36 protein-coding genes are annotated in these 23321 nt (G+C 65.1%); 3 read left to right on the plus strand and 33 right to left on the minus strand.

Annotated elements, in window-relative coordinates:
* Nucleotides 1-29: 29 nt before the first annotated feature.
* Nucleotides 30-407 (minus strand): winged helix-turn-helix transcriptional regulator, encoded by a 378-nt coding sequence (locus ACQR13_RS07600; RefSeq protein WP_316171213.1) that lies wholly within the window; start codon nt 405-407, stop codon nt 30-32.
* Between the two features lie 117 nt (nt 408-524).
* On the opposite strand from ACQR13_RS07600, the gene ACQR13_RS07605 reads away from it, so the two are divergent.
* Both ACQR13_RS07605 and chrA read left to right on the plus strand, forming a co-directional pair.
* Complete coding sequence (locus ACQR13_RS07605) at nt 525-1541, plus strand: zinc-binding alcohol dehydrogenase family protein (RefSeq protein ID WP_316171212.1); 1017 nt, start codon at nt 525-527, stop codon at nt 1539-1541.
* 217 nt (nt 1542-1758) lie between these two features.
* On the plus strand, nt 1759-2988 hold the full coding sequence (gene chrA, locus ACQR13_RS07610; RefSeq protein ID WP_434862713.1) for a chromate efflux transporter: 1230 nt from the start codon (nt 1759-1761) through the stop codon (nt 2986-2988).
* A 78-nt stretch (nt 2989-3066) separates the two neighbouring features.
* On the opposite strand, the gene ACQR13_RS07615 is transcribed toward chrA, so the two are convergent.
* Complete coding sequence (locus ACQR13_RS07615; RefSeq protein ID WP_315749624.1) at nt 3067-3363, minus strand: hypothetical protein; 297 nt, start codon at nt 3361-3363, stop codon at nt 3067-3069.
* Between the two features lie 347 nt (nt 3364-3710).
* Here ACQR13_RS07615 and ACQR13_RS07620 point away from each other — a divergent pair, with 347 nt between their 5' ends.
* Nucleotides 3711-5174 (plus strand): hypothetical protein, encoded by a 1464-nt coding sequence (locus tag ACQR13_RS07620; protein ID WP_434862714.1) that lies wholly within the window; start codon nt 3711-3713, stop codon nt 5172-5174.
* 143 nt (nt 5175-5317) lie between these two features.
* On the opposite strand, the gene ACQR13_RS07625 is transcribed toward ACQR13_RS07620, so the two are convergent.
* The 31 genes from ACQR13_RS07625 to rpsJ all read right to left on the minus strand — a co-directional run bounded on the left by ACQR13_RS07625 (nt 5318) and on the right by rpsJ (nt 23288).
* Complete coding sequence (locus ACQR13_RS07625; RefSeq protein WP_315714550.1) at nt 5318-6655, minus strand: chloride channel protein; 1338 nt, start codon at nt 6653-6655, stop codon at nt 5318-5320.
* A 21-nt stretch (nt 6656-6676) separates the two neighbouring features.
* Nucleotides 6677-6973, minus strand: coding sequence for a DUF1330 domain-containing protein (locus ACQR13_RS07630; protein WP_315714551.1), 297 nt, complete (start codon nt 6971-6973; stop codon nt 6677-6679).
* Between the two features lie 8 nt (nt 6974-6981).
* The gene (locus ACQR13_RS07635; RefSeq protein WP_315749621.1) at nt 6982-7776 is read right to left on the minus strand and encodes an SDR family NAD(P)-dependent oxidoreductase; all 795 of its coding nucleotides are present in this window, start codon (nt 7774-7776) and stop codon (nt 6982-6984) included.
* A gap of 116 nt (nt 7777-7892) precedes the next feature.
* A complete protein-coding gene (locus ACQR13_RS07640) occupies nt 7893-8339 on the minus strand; it encodes a hypothetical protein (protein WP_315749619.1) in 447 nt (148 codons plus the stop codon).
* A gap of 143 nt (nt 8340-8482) precedes the next feature.
* A complete protein-coding gene (gene rplQ, locus ACQR13_RS07645) occupies nt 8483-8896 on the minus strand; it encodes a 50S ribosomal protein L17 (RefSeq protein ID WP_006611863.1) in 414 nt (137 codons plus the stop codon).
* A gap of 133 nt (nt 8897-9029) precedes the next feature.
* Nucleotides 9030-10061 (minus strand): DNA-directed RNA polymerase subunit alpha, encoded by a 1032-nt coding sequence (locus ACQR13_RS07650; RefSeq protein ID WP_315714554.1) that lies wholly within the window; start codon nt 10059-10061, stop codon nt 9030-9032.
* A gap of 112 nt (nt 10062-10173) precedes the next feature.
* Nucleotides 10174-10563, minus strand: a complete 390-nt coding sequence (rpsK, locus tag ACQR13_RS07655) for a 30S ribosomal protein S11 (RefSeq protein ID WP_006611861.1) — start codon at nt 10561-10563, stop codon at nt 10174-10176.
* 129 nt (nt 10564-10692) lie between these two features.
* The gene (gene rpsM, locus ACQR13_RS07660; protein WP_315714555.1) at nt 10693-11061 is read right to left on the minus strand and encodes a 30S ribosomal protein S13; all 369 of its coding nucleotides are present in this window, start codon (nt 11059-11061) and stop codon (nt 10693-10695) included.
* 195 nt (nt 11062-11256) lie between these two features.
* A complete protein-coding gene (locus tag ACQR13_RS07665) occupies nt 11257-12135 on the minus strand; it encodes an adenylate kinase (RefSeq protein ID WP_315750031.1) in 879 nt (292 codons plus the stop codon).
* Between the two features lie 84 nt (nt 12136-12219).
* A complete protein-coding gene (secY, locus tag ACQR13_RS07670) occupies nt 12220-13554 on the minus strand; it encodes a preprotein translocase subunit SecY (RefSeq protein ID WP_434862715.1) in 1335 nt (444 codons plus the stop codon).
* A 156-nt stretch (nt 13555-13710) separates the two neighbouring features.
* Entirely contained in the window at nt 13711-14196 is a 486-nt protein-coding gene (gene rplO / locus ACQR13_RS07675; RefSeq protein WP_009031841.1) for a 50S ribosomal protein L15, read from the minus strand.
* 11 nt (nt 14197-14207) lie between these two features.
* A complete protein-coding gene (gene rpmD / locus ACQR13_RS07680) occupies nt 14208-14399 on the minus strand; it encodes a 50S ribosomal protein L30 (RefSeq protein WP_006611856.1) in 192 nt (63 codons plus the stop codon).
* 60 nt (nt 14400-14459) lie between these two features.
* Nucleotides 14460-15032, minus strand: coding sequence for a 30S ribosomal protein S5 (rpsE, locus tag ACQR13_RS07685; RefSeq protein ID WP_006611855.1), 573 nt, complete (start codon nt 15030-15032; stop codon nt 14460-14462).
* A gap of 48 nt (nt 15033-15080) precedes the next feature.
* Nucleotides 15081-15443: a 50S ribosomal protein L18 gene (gene rplR / locus ACQR13_RS07690; protein WP_006611854.1), complete on the minus strand. Its 363-nt coding sequence runs from the start codon at nt 15441-15443 to the stop codon at nt 15081-15083.
* Between the two features lie 11 nt (nt 15444-15454).
* Nucleotides 15455-15988 carry a 50S ribosomal protein L6 gene (rplF, locus tag ACQR13_RS07695; protein WP_315714558.1) on the minus strand — a complete coding sequence of 178 codons (534 nt, stop codon included), beginning with the start codon at nt 15986-15988 and terminating at the stop codon, nt 15455-15457.
* Between the two features lie 13 nt (nt 15989-16001).
* Entirely contained in the window at nt 16002-16400 is a 399-nt protein-coding gene (gene rpsH / locus ACQR13_RS07700; protein WP_315714559.1) for a 30S ribosomal protein S8, read from the minus strand.
* 13 nt (nt 16401-16413) lie between these two features.
* Nucleotides 16414-16719, minus strand: coding sequence for a 30S ribosomal protein S14 (rpsN, locus tag ACQR13_RS07705; protein WP_315714560.1), 306 nt, complete (start codon nt 16717-16719; stop codon nt 16414-16416).
* Nucleotides 16720-16765: 46 nt separating this feature from the next.
* The gene (gene rplE, locus ACQR13_RS07710) at nt 16766-17323 is read right to left on the minus strand and encodes a 50S ribosomal protein L5 (protein WP_172108070.1); all 558 of its coding nucleotides are present in this window, start codon (nt 17321-17323) and stop codon (nt 16766-16768) included.
* Nucleotides 17316-17630, minus strand: coding sequence for a 50S ribosomal protein L24 (gene rplX, locus ACQR13_RS07715; protein WP_315714561.1), 315 nt, complete (start codon nt 17628-17630; stop codon nt 17316-17318). The genes rplE and rplX overlap by 8 nt, the downstream gene beginning before the upstream one ends.
* Nucleotides 17630-17998, minus strand: a complete 369-nt coding sequence (rplN, locus tag ACQR13_RS07720) for a 50S ribosomal protein L14 (protein WP_006611848.1) — start codon at nt 17996-17998, stop codon at nt 17630-17632. Before rplN ends, rplX begins: the two co-directional genes overlap by 1 nt.
* A 101-nt stretch (nt 17999-18099) precedes the next feature.
* Complete coding sequence (rpsQ, locus tag ACQR13_RS07725) at nt 18100-18348, minus strand: 30S ribosomal protein S17 (protein WP_212358258.1); 249 nt, start codon at nt 18346-18348, stop codon at nt 18100-18102.
* Nucleotides 18349-18358: 10 nt separating this feature from the next.
* The gene (rpmC, locus tag ACQR13_RS07730; protein WP_006611846.1) at nt 18359-18565 is read right to left on the minus strand and encodes a 50S ribosomal protein L29; all 207 of its coding nucleotides are present in this window, start codon (nt 18563-18565) and stop codon (nt 18359-18361) included.
* A 5-nt stretch (nt 18566-18570) separates the two neighbouring features.
* Nucleotides 18571-18984, minus strand: a complete 414-nt coding sequence (gene rplP, locus ACQR13_RS07735) for a 50S ribosomal protein L16 (protein ID WP_008963467.1) — start codon at nt 18982-18984, stop codon at nt 18571-18573.
* Nucleotides 18985-19024: 40 nt separating this feature from the next.
* Nucleotides 19025-19735, minus strand: a complete 711-nt coding sequence (rpsC, locus tag ACQR13_RS07740) for a 30S ribosomal protein S3 (RefSeq protein ID WP_012045041.1) — start codon at nt 19733-19735, stop codon at nt 19025-19027.
* 21 nt (nt 19736-19756) lie between these two features.
* Nucleotides 19757-20137 carry a 50S ribosomal protein L22 gene (gene rplV / locus ACQR13_RS07745; RefSeq protein ID WP_315714562.1) on the minus strand — a complete coding sequence of 127 codons (381 nt, stop codon included), beginning with the start codon at nt 20135-20137 and terminating at the stop codon, nt 19757-19759.
* A 10-nt stretch (nt 20138-20147) separates the two neighbouring features.
* On the minus strand, nt 20148-20426 hold the full coding sequence (gene rpsS, locus ACQR13_RS07750; protein WP_006611842.1) for a 30S ribosomal protein S19: 279 nt from the start codon (nt 20424-20426) through the stop codon (nt 20148-20150).
* 12 nt (nt 20427-20438) lie between these two features.
* The gene (gene rplB, locus ACQR13_RS07755; RefSeq protein WP_006611841.1) at nt 20439-21272 is read right to left on the minus strand and encodes a 50S ribosomal protein L2; all 834 of its coding nucleotides are present in this window, start codon (nt 21270-21272) and stop codon (nt 20439-20441) included.
* A 12-nt stretch (nt 21273-21284) separates the two neighbouring features.
* Nucleotides 21285-21584, minus strand: a complete 300-nt coding sequence (locus ACQR13_RS07760; protein WP_172108066.1) for a 50S ribosomal protein L23 — start codon at nt 21582-21584, stop codon at nt 21285-21287.
* Nucleotides 21581-22201, minus strand: a complete 621-nt coding sequence (rplD, locus tag ACQR13_RS07765; RefSeq protein WP_315714563.1) for a 50S ribosomal protein L4 — start codon at nt 22199-22201, stop codon at nt 21581-21583. The genes ACQR13_RS07760 and rplD overlap by 4 nt, the downstream gene beginning before the upstream one ends.
* On the minus strand, nt 22202-22921 hold the full coding sequence (rplC, locus tag ACQR13_RS07770; RefSeq protein ID WP_006611838.1) for a 50S ribosomal protein L3: 720 nt from the start codon (nt 22919-22921) through the stop codon (nt 22202-22204).
* 58 nt (nt 22922-22979) lie between these two features.
* Entirely contained in the window at nt 22980-23288 is a 309-nt protein-coding gene (gene rpsJ, locus ACQR13_RS07775; protein ID WP_002712302.1) for a 30S ribosomal protein S10, read from the minus strand.
* Nucleotides 23289-23321 lie beyond the last annotated feature (33 nt).

The raw sequence follows: 23321 nt of genomic DNA on the forward strand, positions 1-23321 counted from the left end.
TATAAGCGGAACGGCCGGTGCGGCCAAGCTCAGGCGGCCTGATGCGGCGTTTTGATGGTCTCTGCAACGGGCGCGCAGGACAGCCGTTCCTGGTGCCGCTCGCCCCAGCTTCTGAGAACCTCGATCACCGGCCGCAGGCTCTCGCCGACCTCGGACAGGCTGTATTCGACGCGCGGCGGCACCTCGGCATAGACCTTGCGGACGACCAGCCCGTCCTCCTCCAGCGCACGCAGCTGCTTTGTCAACATGCGCTGGGTGATGCCGGGCATCAGCCGGCGCAGCTCGCCGAAGCGCTGGCTGCCACCCTGCAGGTGGTAGAGGATCACGCCCTTCCACTTGCCGTCGATCAGATCGAGCGTGGCTTCGACCGCGCAGCCGGGACGGCGGGTGAAATTCTTCCGTTTCATCGCGTGTTGGCCCAATAGTATCCAAACGGGGACTAGTTCCCCATTTTTACAGTACTTGCTGAACTGGCGCCAGCAGGACAAACAGATCCTATCGCCAAGCCAACCAGGAGGCTGTTCATGAAGGCCGTCGGATACCAGCAGTCGCTGCCCATCACCGAGGACCGCGCGCTGTTCGATCTCGAGACCGCCAAACCCGAGCCGAAGGGACGCGACATCCGCGTCGCCGTGAAAGCGGTGTCGGTCAATCCGGTCGACACCAAGGTGCGCAAGCGCGCCGCACCGCCCGCCGGCGAAACCAAGATCCTGGGCTATGACGCCGCTGGCGTGGTCGAGGCTATCGGCCCGGACGTGAGCCTGTTCAAGCCCGGTGACGAGGTGTTCTACGCCGGCTCGATCCTGCGCCAGGGCACCAATGCCGAATTCCATCTGGTCGACGAGCGCATCGTCGGCCGCAAGCCGAAGAGCCTGTCGTTCGCCGAAGCCGCCGCCCTGCCCCTGACCTCGATCACGGCCTGGGAGCTCTTGTTCGACAGGCTCGGCGCGATCCCCGGCAGGAGCCTCGACGACCGCACTTTGCTGATCACCGGCGCGGCCGGCGGCGTCGGCTCGATCCTGATTCAGCTCGCGCGCCGGCTCACCGGGCTGACCGTGCTCGCCACCGCGACGCGACCGGAGTCGCGCGACTGGTGCCTGAAGCTCGGCGCCCATGCCGTGATCGATCATGGCAAGCCGATGAAAGAGCAGATCGACGCGCTGAAGCTGCCGCCGGTCAGCCTCATCGCCAGCCTCACCCACACCGAGCAGCACTACAAGGCGATCGCCGACTTCATGACGCCGCAGGGCAAGTTCGGCCTGATCGACGATCCCGCCGAGTTCTCGCTCGCCGCCTTCAAGGGCAAGGCGATCTCGATCCACTGGGAGTCGATGTTCACGCGCTCATCTTTCACGACAGCCGACATGATCGCGCAGCACCATCTGCTCAACGACGTGTCCGACCTGATCGACAAGGGCGTGATCCGCACCACCCTTGGCGACAATTACGGCACCATCAACGCGGCCAACCTCAAGCGCGCGCACGCGTTGATCGAGAGCAACACCTCCCGCGGCAAGATCGTGCTGGAGGGATGGAGCTAACTAACAGGCCAACAGTGGGCAAAGGCGCACGCGCGGTCTCCCCGCGCGCGAGATCGCGGTGGCGCCGTGCCCACCATCCTGCCGATCGAAAGCATAAGATGGCCGGCAGCCGACGCGCGGTCCGATCAGCGGCCAGGAGCGATTGAGACTGGCCGACGGTCCCGTTTCCCCTTAACGAAAGCCGATAAGAACCTCCTCGCGACTGGAACGAACGTCCGTGAGCAGCCTGAAGTCCGCGACCAACCCGCCCGCCGATCACGGCCGCCGCTCCGGATCTCCACTCGAGGTTCTGCGGATCTTCCTCACGCTCGGCCTGACCTGCTTCGGCGGTCCGGTCGCTCATATCGGCTATTTCCGCGACGAGTTCGTCGTCAGACGGAAATGGATCGACGAGCATGCCTATGCCGATCTGGTCGGGCTGTGCCAGTTCCTGCCCGGCCCCGCCAGCAGCCAGGTCGGCTTCTCCATCGGGCTGATGCGGGCCGGCTATCTCGGCGCGCTCGCCGCCTGGACCGGCTTCACCCTGCCGTCGGCCGCCGTGCTCGTCCTGTTCGCCTACGGTGCGGGCCGATTGAGCGGACCGATCGGCAGCGGCCTGCTGCACGGGCTGAAGCTGACCGCGGTCGCCATCGTCGCGCAGGCGGTCTGGGGCATGGCGCGCTCGCTGTGTCCGGATCGTGCGCGCGCCTCGATCGCGGTCGCCGCAACGCTCATGATCCTGTCGAGTACGGCCTCGGTCGCGCAGATCGGAGCGATCGTCCTCGGCGGGCTCGCCGGCCTCTGGCTCTGCCGCGGCGAGGCGGCGCCGTCGGGACACGTCGCGATCCCCGTCTCGCGGAGCGTGGGGCTGATCGCGCTCGCGCTGTTCGTTGTCCTGTTGGCGGGACTTCCGCTGCTGCGCGGCGTGACGGGATCGACCGGCGTCGCCTTGTTCGATGCCTTCTATCGCTCCGGCGCGCTGGTGTTCGGCGGTGGACATGTCGTGCTGCCGCTGCTGCGCGAGGCCTTCGTCGGACCTGGCTGGCTGAGCGACGACGCCTTTCTCGCCGGCTACGGTGCGGCGCAGGCCGTCCCGGGCCCGCTCTTCACCTTCGCCGCCTATCTCGGCGCCGTCGTCGCTCCGGAGCCGCATGGGATCGTCGGGGCCGCGCTCGGTCTCCTGGGCATCTTCCTGCCGGGCATGCTGGTCCTGCTCGCCGCGCTTCCGTTCTGGGACTCGTTCCGCAAACGCGCCGGCGCCCAGGCGATGATGCGGGGTGTCAACGCTGCGGTCGTCGGTGTGCTGGGAGCGGCCCTGTACGACCCGGTCTGGACGACCACCGTCCACAACGCCGCGGATTTTGGCATCGCGCTGGTCGGTTTTGTCCTCTTGGTCGCCTGGCGCGCGCCGCCGCTCGTCGTGGTCACGTTCAGCGCCCTGGCCGGCGTCGCAGCCGCGCTGGTGTGAGCGGCGGCGCCGCCGCATCACGTGGTGGCAAAGCGCCGCCGAAGCGGCGCTTTGCCACCAGCGAGCTGCCGTGCGCGGCTAATTGTGCTTCTTCCAGAAGATGCGCGCGCCCTGCACGGATTGCGCGACGTTGATGCGGGCACGCTCGAACGGCGTCACCACGCCGTCCGCCTTGGCCTTGTTTTCCAGCTTCTGGACGTGGATCTGGCCGCGGACGAGCTGCTGCGCCTCCGGATAGGTCAGCCGTCCACTCGCGATGCCATTGTAGATGCGATGTGACTGGTTGTGCTGCCGCGCATCGATCAGCGGCGTACCCGCAAGGCTTGCGCCCGACGTCAACGCGAGCAGCAACGCAGCGGCCATGATGGACTTCATTTCACTCTCCTGTGGTTGCTGTCCACTGGCGTGAAGACCTCATTGTCCGCACTTCTCCAGCGAACGGCCGCCAGGATGCACGCGATCCGTGGTGTCAACCGTGCCTGCGCTCACACTGCAGCCCGTGTCGGCTGGTGAAGACGAATGCTGCCGCGAGCCGCATTCCACTGCCGCGAGGGGCGTCCGAAAAAAATTGCGGACTGCGTGAGCTGCCGGTCTTGCAAATCTCACCTTTGGGTGCATGTTCGCCGCGCACTACTTTTGAATGAATCATTTTTAACAATCATTTGCGACGCATGGCGGCGACCATCGGCCCGTCCCAGCGCGCACATCAATGGAGACCGGCCATGAAGACGATTCAGTGGCTCATGCTCACTTTCGCGACGACCGTCACCGCGAGCGGCCTTGCCGGCGCTCTCAACCCCGCCAGCGCTGCTCCGCCGCCGCCGGCGAAGAACTGCCCGGCCTTCGGCTGGTCGGAGGGACTGGGCAATTATCTCAAGCCGGACGCCGCCTTCCCCACCTCCGACACCAAGACCATCCCGACGCCCGACTGCAATTTCCATCAATGGTCGTGGGAGGCGTTCGTCTGGGCGACAGCGCTGGTGAAGGACTCGGGCTCCGGCGCCGCCGTGCCGCGGTTCATGACCTTGGCGACGCCCGACGAGCTGCTCGGCAACGCCGAGAATGCCGGCGCACCACGGCCGCGCCCGCTGACGCTGGCGGCCCGCGCCCAGGTCTTCCACGGCACGGCCGGCTTCACCGAAGGTGCCGGCGCCATCGTCGAAGCCGACGGCAACATGCTGGTCGCGCAGAACGGCTATCCCGTCTACGCCTCGGTCCACATGAACCAGGGCTATTTCAACACGGCGCGCAAGAACCTGATCGCGACCGGCGGCTACCAGAGCCAGCCGGCAGATTCCTCCTTCGCCGTGGGCGATGCGGTGTTCAAGGCGACGTGGCTGCGGCTCGACCCCGGGCAGGCACCGCCTGCGGGCGCCTATACGACCCAGGCACAGGTGCCGGTGCTGGAGAACAACGTCACCCCCGGCCTGATCACGATCCGCCCGACGCCCGGCAAGTTCGTCACGGTGACCGTGGCGCTGATCGGCTTGCACGTGGTCGGCTACACCGAGAACCACCCCGAATTCCTGTGGGGCACGTTCGAGCTGAAGAACAACTCGCCGCAGACGCCGGACAACACCTTTGCGCCATCGGCAAGCCGCTCCGATCCGAAGAGCTACACGCTCTACAAGGGCCGCACGCCGTTCTCGCAGGTCAACATCGCGGCGCTGCCCGGCGCCAACCGGCCGCAACTGCGGCTCGATCCGGCGACCCAGAAGCTGACGCCGGTGACCAACGTCGTGCTCGAGAACCAGACCGGCGGCGAGAACCAGCCCAACGGCGTCGGCAACATCTTCGCGATCACGGTGCAAGCCCAGGGCTTTCTCTCCGGCCTGAAGGGCCCGCAATCGACGTTCGCGAGCTACAGCCTCGACGGCACCGTCTGGATGCTCCCCAACTCGTACAACCTGAACAGCAACCAGACCAGCGCGGTCGGCTCGGTCAATCTCGCCAACGCCACCGCCGAGACCTTCGTGCAGAACGCCGACAACACGCCGATCAAGAACGTGCTGAACTGCTTCCTGTGCCACAACCCGACGTCCTATTCGTTCCAGACACCGCCGCCGGCCAAGCTGCCGAACCGGCTGATCGCGCTGAGCCACGTGCTGTCGATCGGCTCGCCCTACGAGGTGCCGAACTCGATCTCCGGCCGGCTCCTGATGCGGCCGGATCCGTTCAGGAAGTAGGCCGACGAACCTTGCGCGGCGGCGCCGGCAACGGGGCCGCCGGCAGCCCTTTCGAGCCGATGGCAGATCTCAGGATCTGCCATCAAGCGATTGAACCGACAGCCGTTATCGGCGCGCTCCGAACATGGTGGATGAGCGCTGGGTCAGGACGGCGCCGTGGCCTGCTTCGACTCCTGCGCGGCCTCAGCCTTGGTCTCAGCTCGGGCGACGAAGCCCTTGGCGAGAGCGTGATAGAGCCCCTCCTCGCAGATCAGACGCGAGGTGCCGTAGGCGATCAGCGAGGCCATCATCAGCGGCACCACCATGGCGTGGTTGTCGGTCATCTCGGTGACGATGACGAAGGCGGTGATCGGCGCCTGCACGACGCCGGCGAAATAGGCGACCATGCCGAGCAGCATGATCGGCGCCAGGAGCGACTGCTGGAACAGGCTGGCGACGTTGGCGCCGATACCCGCCCCGACTGCGAGCGACGGCGCGAAGATGCCGCCAGGAATGCCGCTGATCGCGGCAAAGGTGGTGGCGAGGAATTTCAGCACGCCGAAATCGCCCGGCAGCGGCGTGCCGGTCTCCAGCGCCCCTTTCACCTGGGCATACCCGGTGCCGTAGATGGTATCGCCTGACGCCAGCCCGCACAGCGCGACGGCAAAGCCGCAGGCGAGCGCGAACGGCAGCGGGTGGCGCTTGATGAGCCGGCCGGATGCCCCGGGCAGCCCGCGCGCCATCGTGATCAGGATGCGGCTGAACAGGCCGCCGGCGGCGCCGCCCAAGACCCCGCAGACGGGCACCGCCAGCCAGTCGATGCCCTTGCCGAGCGCGATCGGCGTCGTGCCGAAATAGGCGTAATTGCCCATCAGGGCCAGCGAGGTCAGGCCAGCGGCGATCACGGTGGCGATGACGAGGCTCGAGGTCCGCGTCTCGAAGGCACGGCTCATCTCCTCGATGCCGAACACGATGCCGGCCAGCGGCGTGTTGAAGGCGGCCGCGACCCCGGCGGCGGCGCCGGCCAGGATCAAGCCCGGCTGCCGCCGCGGCGACAGCCGGCCGAGCGCGAACATGATGGAGGCGCCGACCTGCACGGTCGGCCCCTCGCGGCCGACCGAGCCGCCGCACAGCAGCCCGAGCAGGGTCAGCAGCACCTTGCCGATGGCGATGCGGATCGACACCAGCGGGCTGCGCGCGCTCGTGTCCGTCAGGTGGCGCGCGGCGATGGCCTGCGGGATGCCGCTGCCTTGCGCGTTCGGGAAGAAGCGCTGGGTCAGATAGACCGACAGCGCGAAGCCGGCGGGCGTCACGATCAGTGAGGCGTAGCGTGATTTCGACAACAGCCAGTTGAAGGCGAGCTGGGCCAGGTCGGCGAGCTCCGCCAGCGCCACCGCCGCCGCGCCCACCACCAGGCCGCCGGCCACGAACAGCACCCGCCGCTGCCACCGCGCCGAGGTCAGCTTGAGCCAACGCCTGCGGCGGGGGGTGATGGTCAGCATGGGCGCAACAGAGTCCGTTCTCTACGCAGGTGCAGCACCCTCGACGAAAATCAGCCGGCGGTCCAGCGCCTTCCAGCGCTCGCCCAGGGCGTCGGCGTATTCGGCCGACGCATACCATTCGCGCAGCCGGGCCATCGACGGGAACTCGACGATAATGAGGGTCTTGGCCGGCGGGCCGCCTTCGACCGTCTCGGAGGTCCCGCCGCGGACCAGATAGCGCCCGCCATATTGCGCGATCGAGTGCGCCGCGCGGGTGCGATAGCGTTCCATCGCCTCGATGTCGCGCACCTCGACCTCGGAGATGACGTAAGCCGCCATGGCCGGCCTCAGGCGATGGTGTCGAGGATGCCGCCCTCGGCGCGCAGCGCGGCGCCGTTCGTGGCGGAGGCCTGCTTGGAGGCGGCGTAGACGACCATGTTGGCGATCTCGTCGACACCGGCGAAGCGCTGCAGCAGCGAGGCCGGCCGGTGCTGCTTGACGAAAGACGAGGCCGCCTCCTCCTCCGACTGGCCGTTCTGACGGGCGAGATCCTTGACGAAGGTCTCGACGCCTTCCGACATCGTCGGTCCCGGCAGCACTGCATTGACGGTCACGCCGGTGCCGCGGGTCAGTTTGGCGAGGCCGCGGGAGACCGCGAGCTGCGCGGTCTTGGTCATGCCGTAATGGATCATCTCGGTCGGGATGTTCACCGCCGACTCCGAGGAGATGAAGATGATGCGCCCCCAGTTGCGCTTCAGCATGCCCTGCATGTAGGCGCGCGCCATGCGCACGCCGGACATGACGTTGATCTCGAAGAAGCGGCTCCAGTCCTCGTCGGGAATGTCGAAGAACTCCTTCGGCTCGAAGATGCCGGCATTGTTGACGAGAATGTCGACCTCGGGCAGCGCGGTGACGATGGCGTTGCAGCCGCCGATCTGAGCGACATCGCCGGCGACGCCGCGCAGCTTCGCCGCCGGAACCGCCTGCTTCAGCTTCGCGACGGCCGCATCGACACGGTCGGTGGTCCGGCCGTTCAGGACGACCTCGGCGCCCGAGGCGGCCAATCCCTTGGCAACGGCGAAGCCGATGCCGGCGGTGGACCCGGTGACGAGCGCAGTTCTTCCTGAAAGGTCGATGTGCATGAGCAGCTCTCCGTTGTGCTGAAGGAACGGATGTGGGGCGTCGCGCGCCGACACTCAACGCGCCGCGCGCAGAGCTGATCCTCGAAATAAGACGGCGCCCGAAGGCGCCGTGGTTGTCAGCTCGTGGTCCCTATCAGGATAGCCGCTTCGCGCTTGCCGTTCAGGACCTGTGCCAGCTCGGTCGCGAAACGTTCGACGAGTGCATATTCGGTCAGGAAGCGGATCGAGGCGCTGTTCTGCACGTCGGCATCCGCTGTGCTCTGAACGAGCGTAGCCAGATCCGCATGCACCAGCAAATGTCCACGGAAGTCGTATGGCCTGATGACGATCCGGACGAGGCATCGCGCGAGGCCGCCTTGTCCATCGAAGTAACCGCCTTCGATCATCGGCGGCTTGTCCCACGATAGCGGATAGGAGCGCAGACCCTTCACGAAGGCATTCAGGTCGCAGCCGAACCACGCCTCGCCGCGCGCGGCAAACACTCCGGCCCTGGCCGTCGCTATGATCTTGCCGGTGCGGTCCTCATCCGCCTCGTAGACGATGTGCAGTTCTGCGGCGCTCATGCGCGGCGCTCCGGTCTATGCTGTTAAAGTCACACGAGCTGTGCAGGCGACCCCACATGTCGCTTCGCTCATCCGGGCTACAGAACCTCAAAATGAAAACGGCGCCCGAAGGCGCCGTTTTGAACGTCGGGTCGGAGCTGCGCTTACGCCGCTTCCGAGGTCTCCTGCACCGGGCCGGAATCCTGGCCCTTGGCATCGACGTCGCGATCGACGAACTCGATCACGGCCATCGCGGCGTTGTCGCCGTAGCGGAAGCCGGCCTTGATGATGCGGGTGTAGCCGCCGTTGCGGTCCTTGTAGCGGGGTGCCAGGACGTCGAACAGCTTCTTGACCTGGTCGACATCGCGCATCTCGGCGATCGCCTGGCGACGCAAAGCGAGACCGCCCTTCTTGCCGAGGGTGACGAGCTTCTCGACGATCGGCCGCAGCTCCTTGGCCTTCGGCAGCGTGGTGACGATCTGCTCGTGCTTGATCAGCGCGGCGCACATGTTGGCGAACATCGCCTTGCGATGCTCGGCGGTGCGGTTGAGCTTCCGATGAACCTTGCCGTGACGCATTGTCTTAGTCCTTCATTTCTATCTGCCGCGACGGTTCGTCGGACATGTTGCTCAGGTGGGCTGCCTGCGTTCGCCCGAGTGGTGGACGTCATTCCGGGGCGATGCGCAGCATCGAACCCGGAACGACGAATGCTCAGTAATGATCCTCGAAGCGCTTGGCCAGCTCGTCGATGTTCTCCGGCGGCCAGCCCGGCACTTCCATGCCGAGATGCAGACCCATCTGGGCCAGCACTTCCTTGATCTCGTTCAGCGACTTGCGGCCGAAGTTCGGGGTGCGCAGCATTTCCGCTTCCGACTTCTGCACGAGGTCGCCGATGTAGACGATGTTGTCGTTCTTCAGGCAGTTCGCCGAACGTACCGACAGCTCGAGCTCGTCCACCTTCTTGAGGAAGGCTGGGTTGAAGGCGAGGTCCGGGATGATCTCCTGGGCGACTTCCTTGCGCGGCTCTTCGAAGTTGACGAAGACGTTGAGCTGGTCCTGCAGGATGCGGGCGGCATAGGCCACCGCGTCCTCCGGCGTGATCGCGCCGTTGGTCTCGATCGTCATGGTCAGCTTGTCGTAGTCGAGGATCTGGCCCTCGCGGGTGTTCTCGACCTTGTAGGAGACCTTGCGGACCGGAGAGAACAGGCTGTCGACCGGGATCAGGCCGATCGGGGCGTCCTCGGGGCGGTTGCGATCGGCGGCGACGTAGCCCTTGCCGGTGGCGACCGTGAACTCCATGCGGATCTCTGCGCCCTCGTCCAGCGTGCAGAGCTGCAGGTCAGGGTTGAGCACCACGATGTCGCCGACGGTCTGGATATCGCCGGCGGTGACGGCGCCCGGGCCCTGCTTCTTCACGACCATCCGCTTCGGGCCTTCGCCCTGCATCTTGATCGCGATGTCCTTGATGTTCAGCACGATGTCGGTGACGTCCTCGCGGACACCAGCGATCGAGGAGAACTCGTGCAGCACGCCGTCGATGTGCACCGACTGCACGGCGGCGCCCTGCAGCGACGACAGCAGGATGCGGCGCAGCGCATTGCCGAGCGTCTGCCCGAAACCGCGCTCCAGCGGCTCGGCAACCACGGTGGCGAAACGGGTCGCGTCGGAGCCCGGCGTGACCTGGAGCTTGTTCGGCCGAATCAATTCTTGCCAATTCTTCTGGATCGTCACTGTTTCACCCATGGGCCAGTCATGGGATCTGACTGACTGGCGTTGGAGAACCGCGCTTCAGATCGCGGCAGTCGAAATGTCTCAAAAGCACGACGAGGCGGACATGCTGTCCGCCTCTTTCAGATTAGACGCGCCGACGCTTGCGTGGGCGGCAACCATTGTGCGGGATCGTCGTCACGTCGCGGATCGAGGTGACGGTGAAACCCGCAGCCTGCAGCGCACGGAGCGCCGATTCACGGCCGGAACCCGGGCCGGCAACCTCGACCTCGAGGGTGCGCATGCCGTGTTCCTGAGCCTTCTTGGACACGTCCTCCGCCGCGACCTGCGCGGCATACGGGGTCGACTTGCGCGATCCCTTGAACCCCATCGTGCCCGCCGACGACCAGGCAATGGTGTTGCCCTGCGCGTCGGTGATGGTGATGGTGGTGTTGTTGAACGACGAATTCACGTGGGCGACGCCGGAGGCGATGTTCTTGCGCTCACGACGGCGGACACGTGCGGCTTCCTTGGCCATATAAGTACCTTTCTCGAGATCTCAACGCCGCCGTAGTGCCAGCGGCTACACCAGAAAGGCGAATGGTGAATAGCGAGTAGCGAATAGGGATTGCCCCTACTCGCCACCCGCTATCAGCAATTCGCCAAATTACTTCTTCTTGCCGGCGATCGCCTTGGCCGGCCCCTTGCGCGTGCGCGCATTGGTGTGGGTGCGCTGGCCGCGCACCGGCAGGCCACGACGATGGCGCAGGCCGCGATAGCAGCCGAGGTCCATCAGACGCTTGATGTTGATGCCGGTCTCGCGCCGCAGGTCGCCCTCGACAACGTAGTCGCGGTCGATGATTTCGCGGATCTGCAGGACTTCCTGGTCGCTCAGCTGGTTGACGCGGCGATCCTCGGCGATCTTGACCTTGTCAATGATCTCGCCCGCGATCTTCGGGCCGATGCCATGGATATACTGGAGCGCGATCAGGACGCGCTTGTTGGTCGGGATGTTGACACCGGCAATACGGGCCACGGACTTCTCTCCTGTCACCGATCCCAGGATGGACCGGCCTTCGTTCTCGCTATCTCGGGCAGGTGTCCGCAAACGCGAACAAGACGCCCACCCCTCGATTCGTGGGGCCCGGCATCTTTGGAAAACCATCCGACTTGGATGCGGGCTTATTAATGGATTCACACGGCGGTCGTCAACCGCCCCTACAAGATTCGGTCACCTCTTGGCGCGCTTTTTTGCAGCCTTTGCAGAGGTTTTCCGGGTTCCCCGGGTCGCCTTGGCAGCGGGCTTGGGGGCCTTCTTCGCAGCCTTGGGGGCTTTCTTGGGGGCCGCTTTTGCTCCCTTTTTCGCAGTCTTTGCGACCTTTTTGGCTGTCTTTGTGGCCTTTTTCGCCGGCGCGGGCGCCCTGGGAGCCTTTTTGGCCGATTTTGCCGGCGCGGTCTTGCCCCGAGCCTTGGCACTGCGCTTGGCCGGGTTTGCCTTTTTGGCCGCCCGGCTGCCGCCGGACTTGCCGACGGCGGCCAGGATCCGTCCGATCTCCTCGGTGACCTGCTCGATCGGCATCATGCCGTCGACGGTCGCCAGCATCCGATGGTCCGAATAATAGTGGATCAGGGGCTCGGTCTGGTCGCGGTAGCTGGCTAGGCGCTTGGTCAGGACCTCCGGCGTATCATCGGCCCGCACAGCCTCGCCGCGCGCGCGGGTCTCGGCGGCCCGGCGCTCGACGCGCTCAAGCAGCACGCCTTCATTGACCCGGAGTTCGATTACCGCGTCGAGCTTCATCTGCTTCTGCTTCAGCAGCGCATCCAGCGCCTCCGCCTGCGGCACCGTGCGCGGGAAGCCATCGAGGATGAAACCATTGGCGGCGTCCGGCTGCTCGATCCGGTCGGCAATGATGCCGACCACGACCTCGTCCGGGACAAGGCCACCCGCCGCCATGATGTCCTTGGCCTTCAGCCCGATCGGCGTCTGCGCCGCCACCGCGGCACGCAGCATGTCGCCGGTCGACAGCTGAACGATGCCATATTGCTGCACCAGGCGCTGCGCCTGCGTTCCCTTGCCCGAACCGGGCGGCCCCAGAAGAATGAGTCTCATCGAATTTCGCCCCCCGGCACACGGTGAGCGACCCTCCCGCACACCTTGTTCTTGGCTTGGTGGTTCCCGGGCCGCGATCCGCCGCTATCCGCGGCGGCGCCCCCGCAGCTTCGACTTCCTGATCAGCCCCTCATACTGATGGGCGAGCAGATAACCCTGAACCTGCGCCACGGTATCCATCGTAACGCTGACCACGATCAGAAGCGAAGTGCCACCAAAGTAGAACGGGACGGAAGCGTAGGAAATCAGAATTTCCGGGATCAGACACACGATCGCCAGATAGATGGCGCCGAGCACGGTGATCCGCGACAGCACGTAATCGATATATTCCGCGGTGCGCTCGCCCGGCCTGATGCCGGGGATGAATCCGCCATGCTTCTTCAGGTTGTCGGCGGTCTCGGTCGGGTTGAACACGATCGCGGTGTAGAAGAAGGCAAAGAACAGAATCAGCGCCAGATACAGCACCAGGAACAGCGGCCGGCCATGACCGAGCTGCGTCGTGATCCACTGGAACCACTCGGGTCCCTTGCCGGCGTTGAAATTGGCGACCGTGGTCGGCAGCAGCAGCAGCGACGAGGCAAAGATCGGCGGGATCACGCCCGAGGTGTTCAGCTTCAGCGGCAGATGCGAGGACTGGCCCTCGAACATCTTGTTGCCGACCTGGCGCTTCGGATACTGGATCAGGAGCCGGCGCTGGGCGCGCTCCACGAACACGATGAAGGCGATCACGGCGACGGCCATCACGATGACGATCAGGATCAGGCCGGTCGACAGCGCGCCCTGACGGCCGAGCTCGAGCATGTTGGCAAGCGCCGAGGGCAGCTCGGCCACGATGCCGGACAGGATGATCAGCGAGATGCCGTTGCCGATGCCGCGCGAGGTGATCTGCTCACCGAGCCACATCAGGAACATGGTGCCGCCGGTCAGCGTGATCGCGGTGGAGAGGCGGAAGAACAGGCCGGGATCGGCGACGACGTTGCCCGCGCCTTCGAGGCCGACGGCGATGCCGTAGGACTGCACGGCAGCGAGAATCACCGTCAGATAGCGGGTGTATTGGTTCAACATCTTGCGGCCAGCCTCACCCTCTTTCTTGAGGGCTTCGAGCTGGGGCGAGACGGTGGTGAGCAGCTGAATGATGATCGATGCCGAGATGTACGGCATGATGTTCAGCGCGAAGATCGCCATGCGGTGGATGCCGCCGCCGGCGAACATGTTGAACATGCCCAGAATGCCGCCGGCCTGGGTGCGGAACACCGTGTCCCAGATGTTCGGGTCGATGCCCGGCAGCGGAATGTAGGTGCCGAGGCGGTAGACCAGCAGCGCGCCGAGGGTGAACCAGATGCGCTTCTTCAGCTCATCGGCCTTCGCAAGCGCGCCGAAATTGAGGTTTGCCGCCAGTTGTTCCGCTGCTGAGGCCATATCTAGCTTTCTCCCGCCGCCCTTCTTCACCGCACTGGGCCCCGCGAGGGCTCGCAGGGCTGGGCAGACGCCGGATATTATCTGGTGCGCGGGCGCGTTCTGTCCATTGCCCTGCCCTCTCCGGCATGCGCCGGCGGCAGGGCAATGACGCAGATGTTACGCCGCCTCGCCTTCGTCCTTGGCTGGCGCCAGGAGCTTGACGGTGCCGCCGGCCTTCTCGACCGCCGCAATCGCCGACTTCGAGGCGCCATGCACCTCGATGTTGATCTTGGCCTTGAGCTCGCCGCGGCCGAGCAGGCGCACGCCGTCCTTGGCGCGGCGCAGCGCACCGGACTTCACGAGGGACTCGGCGTTGATCACGCTGCCGGCGTCCAGCTTCTTGGCATCGATCGCCTGCTGGATCCGGTCGAGATTGATCTCGACGAAATCGAGCGCGAAGATGTTGTTGAAGCCGCGCTTCGGCAGGCGGCGATGCATCGGCATCTGACCGCCTTCGAAGCCCTTGATGCGCACGCCGGAGCGCGCGGTCTGGCCCTTGCCGCCACGGCCCGAGGTCTTGCCCTTGCCGGAGCCGATGCCGCGGCCGACGCGCATGCGCTTCTTGCGCGCGCCGGCGTTGTCGGCGATATCGCTGAGCTTCATCGCCCTTCTCCTTACTTCTCGTCGACGATGCGGACGAGATGATGAACCTTGGTGATCATGCCGCGGACCGCCGGCGTATCCGGCAGCTCGGTCACGCGGCCGATCTTGTTGAGCTTCAACCCGATCAGCGTCTCGCGCTGCGAGTGATGCCGGCGGATCGGGCTGCCGATCTGCTCGATCTTGATCGTCTTGGCGCTAGCCATCGTGTTCACTCCGAGTTGCGCCATCCAGCGGACGGCGCGCGTTCGTTAGTCGGCCCAACCTTAGTCGGCGGCGGCTTCGGCATCGCCACCGACGCGGCGGGCCTGCAGGGTCGACACCTTGATGTTGCGGCGCGCGGCGACCGAGCGCGGGCTATCCTGGTGCTTCAGCGCGTTGAAGGTCGCGCGCACCATGTTGTACGGGTTGGACGAGCCGATCGACTTCGCCACCACGTCCTGGATGCCCAGCGTCTCGAACACGGCGCGCATCGGGCCGCCGGCGATGATGCCGGTACCGGCCGGAGCCGCACGCAGATAGACGCGACCTGCGCCGTGACGACCGAAGATGTCGTGGTGCAGGGTGCGGCCCTCGCGCAGCGCGACCCGGGTCAGGTTGCGCTTGGCGGAGTCGGTCGCCTTGCGGATCGCCTCCGGAACCTCACGTGCCTTGCCGTGGCCGAACCCGACCCGGCCCTTCTGATCGCCGATCACGACGAGCGCCGCAAAGCCAAAGCGCTTACCGCCCTTCACGACCTTCGCGACTCGGTTGATGTGGACGAGCTTGTCGACGAACTCGCTGTCGCGCTCCTCGCGCTCCTTGCGATCGCGACCGCCTCGTTCCCGTTCACCTGCCATGGTGCTATCCAATCTTCTGAGGGGCTCTGACGCCCATATCCATTGATGTTAGAAGCTCAGCCCGCTCTCGCGCGCCGCGTCGGCCAGCGCCTTGACGCGCCCGTGATAGAGATAGCCGCCGCGATCGAACACGACTTCCTTGATCCCCGCCTTCACCGCGCGCTCGGCGAGCAGCTTGCCCACCGCCTTCGCCGCGTCGATGTCGGCACCGGTGTTGCCGGCCGAGCGCATCTCCTTCTCCATCGACGACGCGGAGGCGAGCGTCTCGCCCTTCTGATCGTCGATGACCTGAGCGTAGATGTGCTTCGACGAGCGGAACACCGACAGACGCGGACGGCCGCCGGCGGAGCGGCGCAGCGACAGCCTCACGCGCTGCTTGCGCCGGGCATTCGTAACCTTGGCTCTCGACATGTCCGGCTCCGTTACTTCTTCTTGCCTTCCTTGCGGAAGATGAATTCACCCGCGTACTTCACGCCCTTGCCCTTATAGGGCTCCGGCGGCCGGTAGGCGCGGATTTCAGCGGCCACCTGGCCGACGCGCTGCGGGTCGATGCCCGTGACCGTGATCTCGGTCGGCTTCGGCACCGCGATGGTGATGCCCTCCGGGATCTGGTAGACGACATCGTGGCTGTAGCCGAGCGCTAGCTGCAGGTTCTTGCCCTGCATCGCGGCGCGGTAGCCGACGCCGGTGATCTCGAGCTTCTTCTCGAAGCCCTTGGTCACGCCTTCGACCAGGTTGGCGATCTGGGCGCGCGCGGTGCCGTACAGCGACCGGGCGCGCTTGGTCTCGGAACGCGGGGCAACCTTGACCTGGCCGTTCTCGAACTTCACGTCCACGTCGTCATGAACGATGAACTGAAGCTGGCCCTTCGGCCCCTTCATCTTGACGGTCTGTCCGTCGACGGAGGCCGTCACTCCGGACGGCACCGCCACAGGCTTCTTGCCAATACGTGACATGGCTCAATCCTTCTCAGAACACCGTGAAGAGAACTTCACCGCCGACATTCGCGTCACGCGCGCTGTGGTCGGCCATGATTCCCTTCGGCGTCGACAAAACAGAAATTCCGAGCCCGTTGTTCACACGCGGCAGATTCTTCACCGAGGTGTAGACGCGGCGGCCGGGCTTGGAGACGCGCTCGATCTCGCGGATCACGGGCTCGCCGTCGAAATATTTCAGCTCGATCTCGATCTCGCTCCGGCCCGACGGATGCTCCAGCGTGGCATAGCCACGGATGTAGCCTTCGGACTTCAGCACCTCGAGCACGCTGGCGCGCATCTTCGAGCCAGGCGTCGAGACCTTCGACTTCGAGCGCATCTGCGCGTTGCGGATGCGGGTGATCAGATCGCTGATGGGATCGTGCGTTGACATGGTGCGACCCTCCTTACCAGCTCGACTTCACGAGGCCCGGAACCAGGCCCTTGGACCCGAGCTCGCGCAGCGCGATGCGGCTCAGCTTGTTCTTGCGGTAGTTCGACCGCGGCCGGCCCGTCAGCTCGCACCGGTTGCGGATGCGAGTCGCCGACGAATTGCGCGGCATCTCGGCCAGCTTCAGGGTCGCGGCAAAGCGCTCCTCCATCGGCTTGGACTTGTCGGCGATGATCGCCTTCAACCGGGCGCGCTTCGGGGCGGCGTTCTTCGCCATCCGCTTGCGCCGGTTGTTCTTCTCGATTGAACTCTTCTTTGCCATGCTTGGCTCCTGGGTATCCGCGTTTGAGAAGCTTGAAGTCAGCTGCTCACTGCCGGAACGGGAAATTGAATGCGGTCAGAAGGGCACGGGCCTCGTCGTCGGTCGTCGCGGTGGTGCACACCGTGATGTCCATGCCCCAGCTCTCCCCGGCCTTGTCGAAGTCGATCTCGGGGAAAATGATGTGCTCCTTGATGCCGAGCGAATAGTTGCCGCGGCCGTCGAAGCTCTTCGGGTTCAGGCCGCGGAAGTCGCGGACGCGCGGCAGCGCGACGTTGATCAGGCGGTCGATGAACTCGTACATCTTCGTCTTGCGCAAGGTGACCTTGCAGCCGATCGGCTGGTTCTCGCGCAGCTTGAAGGTCGCGATGGCGACGCGCGAGTAGGTCACGACCGCCTTCTGGCCGGCGATCAGCGACAGGTCGGCCGCGGCGGTTTCCGCCTTCTTACGGTCGTTCACGGCCTCGCCGATACCCATGTTGAGCACGACCTTGTCGAGCCGCGGCACCTGCATGACGTTGGCGTAGCCGAACTTCTCGGTCAGCTGGCTCTTGATCGTGCGGTCGTATTCCGTGCGGAGGCGCGGGGTGTAAGCAGTCTCAGCCATCGATCTCAACTCCCGAGCTCTTGGCAACGCGGACCTTCTTGCCGTCCGCCTGAATCTTGAATCCGATGCGCGTCGGCTTGCCGTCCTTGCCGACATAAGCGACGTTCGACAGCTGGATCGGCGACTCCTTGCTGATGATGCCGCCCTCCTGGTTCTGGGTCTGCTTCTGGTGACGCTTCACCAGGTTGATGCCCCGCACCAGCGCCGTCCCCTCGTCGGGACGCACCTCGAACACCTCGCCGGTGCGACCCTTGTCGCGACCGGTCAGGACGATCACCTTGTCGCCCTTGCGGATCTTGGCAGCCATCACAGCACCTCCGGCGCAAGCGAAATGATCTTCATGTGGTTCTTGGCGCGCAGCTCGCGCGGCACCGGCCCGAAGATACGGGTGCCGACCGGCTCCGACTGGTTGTTGATCAGGACGGCCGCATTGCGGTCGAAGCGGATCACCGAGCCGTCGGCGCGGCGGATGTCCTTGCGGACGCGCACCACGACGGCTTTCATGACGTCGCCCTTCTTCACCTTGCCACGCGGAATGGCTTCCTTGATCGACACCACGATGATGTCGCCGACGGTGGCATAGCGGCGCTTCGAGCCGCCCAGCACCTTGATACACATGACACGGCGTGCGCCGGAATTATCGGCCACGTCGAGGTTGGTCTGCATCTGAATCATTGATGCACCTCGTCCTCTTCATCTGCTGCGCAGGAAAGCTGCGCCTTGTTTGATCCCGAAAGCGAAACGGGCCCTCTTCGACGAGGGCCGCGGTCCGCGCCTCAGGCGGTTTTCTTGTGCTCGCCCCGGACCACGGTCCAGCGCTTGAGCTTCGAGATCGGCTTGCTCTCCTCGATCCACACCATGTCGCCCGGCTTGAACTCGTTGTTCTCGTCGTGGGCGTGGTAGTTCTTCGAGCGGCGGATGGTCTTCTTGTAGATCGGGTGGGTGAAGCGCCGGTCGACGCGCACAACGATCGTCTTGGCCTGCTTGTCGCTGACGACGACGCCCTGAAGGGTCCGTTTCGGCATGTCGAGCCTCTTACTTCGTCTTGGCGCGCTGCTGCGCGGCGATGGTCTTGATACGGGCGATGTCGCGGCGCGCCTCACGCAGCCGCGCGGTGTTCTCCAGCTGCCCGGTGGCACGCTGGAAGCGCAGGTTGAAGCGCTCCTTCTTCAGGTTGACGATCGCATCGTCCATCTGATCGGGGCTCATCGCGCGAATGTCGGCAATCTTCATCTCGGCCATGACCATTACTCCGCAATGCGCTCGACGAAGCGCGTCTTGATCGGCAGCTTGGCGGCCGCCAGCAGCAGCGCCTCGCGCGCGATCTGGTTGCTCACGCCGTCGATCTCGAACATCACCCGGCCCGGCTTGACGCGGGCCACCCACAATTCAGGCGAGCCCTTGCCGGAGCCCATGCGGACTTCAGCCGGCTTCTTCGACACCGGGAGATCCGGGAACACGCGGATCCAGACGCGACCGGCGCGTTTCATGTGACGGGTCAAGGCACGACGGGCGGCCTCGATCTGGCGCGCGGTGACGCGATCCGGCTCCATCGCCTTCAGCCCGAACTGGCCGAAGGCCAGCGTCGCGCCCGAGGACGCAACGCCGTGAATACGGCCCTTATGCGCCTTTCGGAACTTGGTCTTCTTTGGTTGCATCATGGCTTTGAGCCCTCAAACCTGTCTTGTCGCGGCTGATCGATCAGGCCGCGTCGCGGCGCGACCGGGGCTGCGAGCTCTCGCCGCCGCCTTCGTTCATCCGCTTGTCCTGTGCCATCGGATCGTGCTCGAGGATCTCGCCCTTGAAGATCCAAACCTTCACGCCGCAAGTGCCGAAGGTGGTGAACGCGGTGGCCACACCGTAGTCGATGTCGGCGCGCAGCGTGTGCAGCGGCACCCGGCCCTCGCGATACCACTCCATGCGGGCGATTTCCGCGCCGCCCAGACGACCCGAGCAGTTGATGCGGATGCCCTCGGCACCGAGACGCATCGCCGACTGCACGGCGCGCTTCATGGCGCGGCGGAACGCGACGCGGCGCTCGAGCTGCTGGGCGATCGACTCGGCGACCAGGGTCGCATCGAGCTCCGGCTTGCGGATCTCGACGATGTTGATGACGACGTCCGACGAGGTGATGTCGGCGACGCGCTTGCGCAGCTTGTCGATGTCGGCGCCCTTCTTGCCGATCACGACGCCCGGACGTGCCGAGTGGATCGTGACGCGGCACTTCTTGTGCGGACGCTCGATCACGATACGGGCGACGGCCGCCTGCTTGAGCTCCTTGTGCAGGATCTCGCGGATCTTGACGTCTTCATGCAGCAGCTTGCCGTACTCGGCCTTGCCGGCGAACCAGCGCGAATCCCAGGTCCGGTTGATGCCGAGACGCAGACCGATCGGATTGATCTTTTGACCCATCGTATTCTCCCAGCGCCTGCTTTAAGCGCTCGCCTCGACCTGACGCACAATGATCGTCAGCTGCGAAAACGGTTTGAAAACTCGGCCCGAACGGCCACGACCGCGCGGCGAGAAACGCTTCATCACGATTCCCTTGCCGACGAAAGCCTGCGAGACGACGAGATCGTCGACCTCGAGCTCGTGATTGTTCTCGGCATTGGCGATCGCCGATTCCAGGCACTTCTTGACGTCGACCGCAATCCGCTTGCGCGAGAACTGCAGGTCGGCGAGGGCGGCCGACGCCTTGCGGCCGCGGATCATCTGCGCCACCAGGTTCAGCTTCTGCGGGCTCACCCGAAGCATCCGGGCCACAGCCTTGGCCTCGTTTTCGGGGAGGCTCCGTTCGCGCTTTGGTTTGCTCATCGCTTAATCCTCAAGCCTTCTTGGCTTTCTTATCGCCCGAATGGCCGTGGAAGGTGCGGGTCGGCGAGAACTCGCCGAACTTGTGGCCGACCATCTCTTCGTTGATCGCCACCGGCACGTGCTTCTGGCCGTTGTAGACGCCGAACGTCAGGCCGACGAACTGCGGCAGGATGGTCGAGCGGCGGCTCCAGATCTTGATGACGTCGTGACGGCCGGACGCGCGCGCCGCATCTGCCTTCTTGAGCAGCGACGCCTCGACGAACGGGCCTTTCCAGACTGAACGAACCATGTCCGTCGTTCCTTACTTCTTCCGCTTGTGGCGGCTCAAGAGAATGAATTTATCGGTCGACTTGTTGGTGCGGGTCTTCTTGCCCTTGGTAGGCTTGCCCCACGGAGTGACCGGGTGACGACCGCCCGAGGTACGGCCTTCGCCGCCGCCGTGCGGATGGTCGATCGGGTTCATCGCGACACCGCGGTTGTGAGGCCTGCGGCCCATCCAACGCTTGCGGCCGGCCTTGCCGATCGAGGTGTTCATGTGGTCCGGGTTCGACACCGCACCGATGGTGCCGCGGCAGCGGCCGTGCACCAGGCGCTGCTCGCCCGAGTTCAGGCGGACGATCACGTAGTCCTGGTCGCGGCCGACGATCTGGGCGTAGGTGCCGGCCGAACGCGCGAGCTGGCCGCCCTTCCCGATCTTGACCTCGATGTTGTGCACGATCGTGCCGACCGGCATGTTGCCCAGCGGCATGACGTTGCCCGGCTTCACGTCGACATAGTTGCCGGCGACGATGGTGTCGCCGACCGCCAGTCGCTGCGGCGCCAGGATGTAGGCGAGCTCGCCGTCCTGATACTTGACCAGCGCGATGAAGGCGGTCCGGTTCGGATCATACTCCAGGCGCTCGACGGTCGCGGGAACGTCGACCTTGTCGCGCTTGAAGTCGACCGTGCGGTACGACTGCTTGTGACCGCCGCCGAGGAAGCGAACGGTGATGCGGCCGGTGTTGTTGCGACCGCCGCTCGACTGCTTGCCTTCGGTCAGCGCCTTGACCGGCTTGCCCTTGTAGAGGGCCGAACGATCGACCATCACCAGCTGGCGCTGGCCGGGCGTCGTGGGATTGAATGTCTTCAGTGCCATGGCAGCTCAGCCTTACAGTCCGGTGGTCACGTCGATACGGTGGCCCTCTTCGAGGGTCACGATCGCGCGCTTGCTGTCCGATTGCGAACCGAAATTGCCGCGGAACACCTTGGTCTTGCCCTTGCGGACGAGCGTGTTGACGCTCTTGACCTTGACGTCGAACAGCTTCTCGATCGCTTCCTTGATCTGCGGCTTGGTCGCCTTGGCGGCCACCTTGAACAGAACCTTGTTGTGCTCCGAGGCGAAGGTCGCCTTCTCGGTCACGACCGGCGCGATGATGATGTCGTAGTGGCGCGGATCGATGGTCTTCATTTGAAGCGCGCCTCCAGCGCATCGATCGCCGCCTTGGTCAGCACGAGCTTCTGACGGCGCAGGATGTCGTAGACGTTGATGCCCTGGATCGGCAGCACGTCCATGTTCGGAATGTTGCGGGCGGCATTGGTGAAGCCGGTATGCAGCTCGGCGCCGTCGATGATCAGGGCGTTGGTCAGGCCGAGACCGGAGAAGTGACCGATCAGCGCCTTGGTCTTCGCCGCCTCCAGGGTGGCGTTCTCCAGCACGACCAGATCACCGTCCTTGGCCTTGGCCGACAGCGCATGCTTCAGCGCCAGCGCACGGACCTTCTTCGGCAGGTCGGTCGCATGCGAGCGCACGACCGGACCGAAGGCGCGGCCGCCGCCACGGAACTGCGGCACGCGAGCCGAGCCGTGACGAGCACCGCCGGTGCCCTTCTGCTTGTACATCTTCTTGCCGGTGCGCCAGATCTCGGCGCGGCCCTTGGCCTTGTGGGTGCCGGCCTGACGCTTGTTGAGCTGCCACTGGACGCAGCGCGCGATGATGTCGGCACGCGGCTCCAGACCGAAGATGGCGTCGGACAGCTGGACGGAGCCGGCTTCCTTGCCCTCGAGGGTGGTGACTTTCAGTTCCATTTATGCGCCCTCCTGCACGGCCGGCGCTTCGGCAGCCTGCTCACCCGCGACCTTGAACTTGCCGGGCTTCGGCGCTTCCTTCGGCAGCGGCTTCTTGACGGCGTCGCGCACCGAGATCCAGCCACCCTTGGAGCCGGGCACCGCGCCTTCCACCAGGATCAGGCCGCGCTCGACGTCCGTCTGCACCACACGCAGGTTCAGCGTGGTGATGCGATCGACGCCCATGTGACCGGGCATCTTCTTGTTCTTCCAGGTCTTGCCGGGGTCCTGACGGCCACCGGTCGAACCGATCGAACGATGCGAGATCGACACACCGTGCGTGGCGCGCAGACCGCCGAAGTTCCAGCGCTTCATGCCGCCGGCGAAGCCCTTACCGACCGAGGTGCCGGTGACGTCGACGAACTGGCCGACGACGAAATGGTCGGCCTGGATCTCGGCGCCGACCGGGATCAGCGAATCCTCGCTGACACGGAATTCGGCGAGCTTGCGCTTCGGCTCGACCTTGGCGACCGCGAACTGGCCGCGCTCCGCCTTCGGCATGTAGACCGTCTTGCGGCTGCCGCTGCCGAGCTGCAGCGCGACGTAGCCGTTCTTCTCGGTGGTGCGGTGACCGACCACCTGGCAATTGCCGAGCTTCAGCACGGTCACGGGGATATGTTCGCCGGTCTCCGTGAAGACCCGCGTCATCCCGACCTTTTGTGCGATCACTCCGGAGCGCATCGGCGTGCTTCCTGTTCTTCTCTATGTCCGCGTGAGGTGCGAACGTGAATCCAAAAACTTAGAGCTTGATCTCGACGTCGACGCCGGCGGCCAGATCGAGCTTCATGAGAGCATCGACGGTCTGCGGGGTCGGATCGACGATGTCGAGCAGGCGCTTGTGAGTGCGCATCTCGAACTGCTCGCGGCTCTTCTTGTCGACGTGCGGCGAACGGTTCACGGTGAACTTCTCGATGCGGGTCGGCAGCGGAATGGGTCCGCGAACCTGCGCGCCGGTCCGTTTCGCCGTGTTGACGATCTCGCGCGTCGACGTATCGAGGATACGATGGTCAAACGCCTTGAGACGGATGCGGATATTTTGGCCGTTCATTGCCGTATCTTTCTGTGAGTAGTGAGTGGCGAG

This window comes from Bradyrhizobium sp. HKCCYLRH3059, from assembly GCF_051168035.1.
Lineage (GTDB): Bacteria > Pseudomonadota > Alphaproteobacteria > Rhizobiales > Xanthobacteraceae > Bradyrhizobium.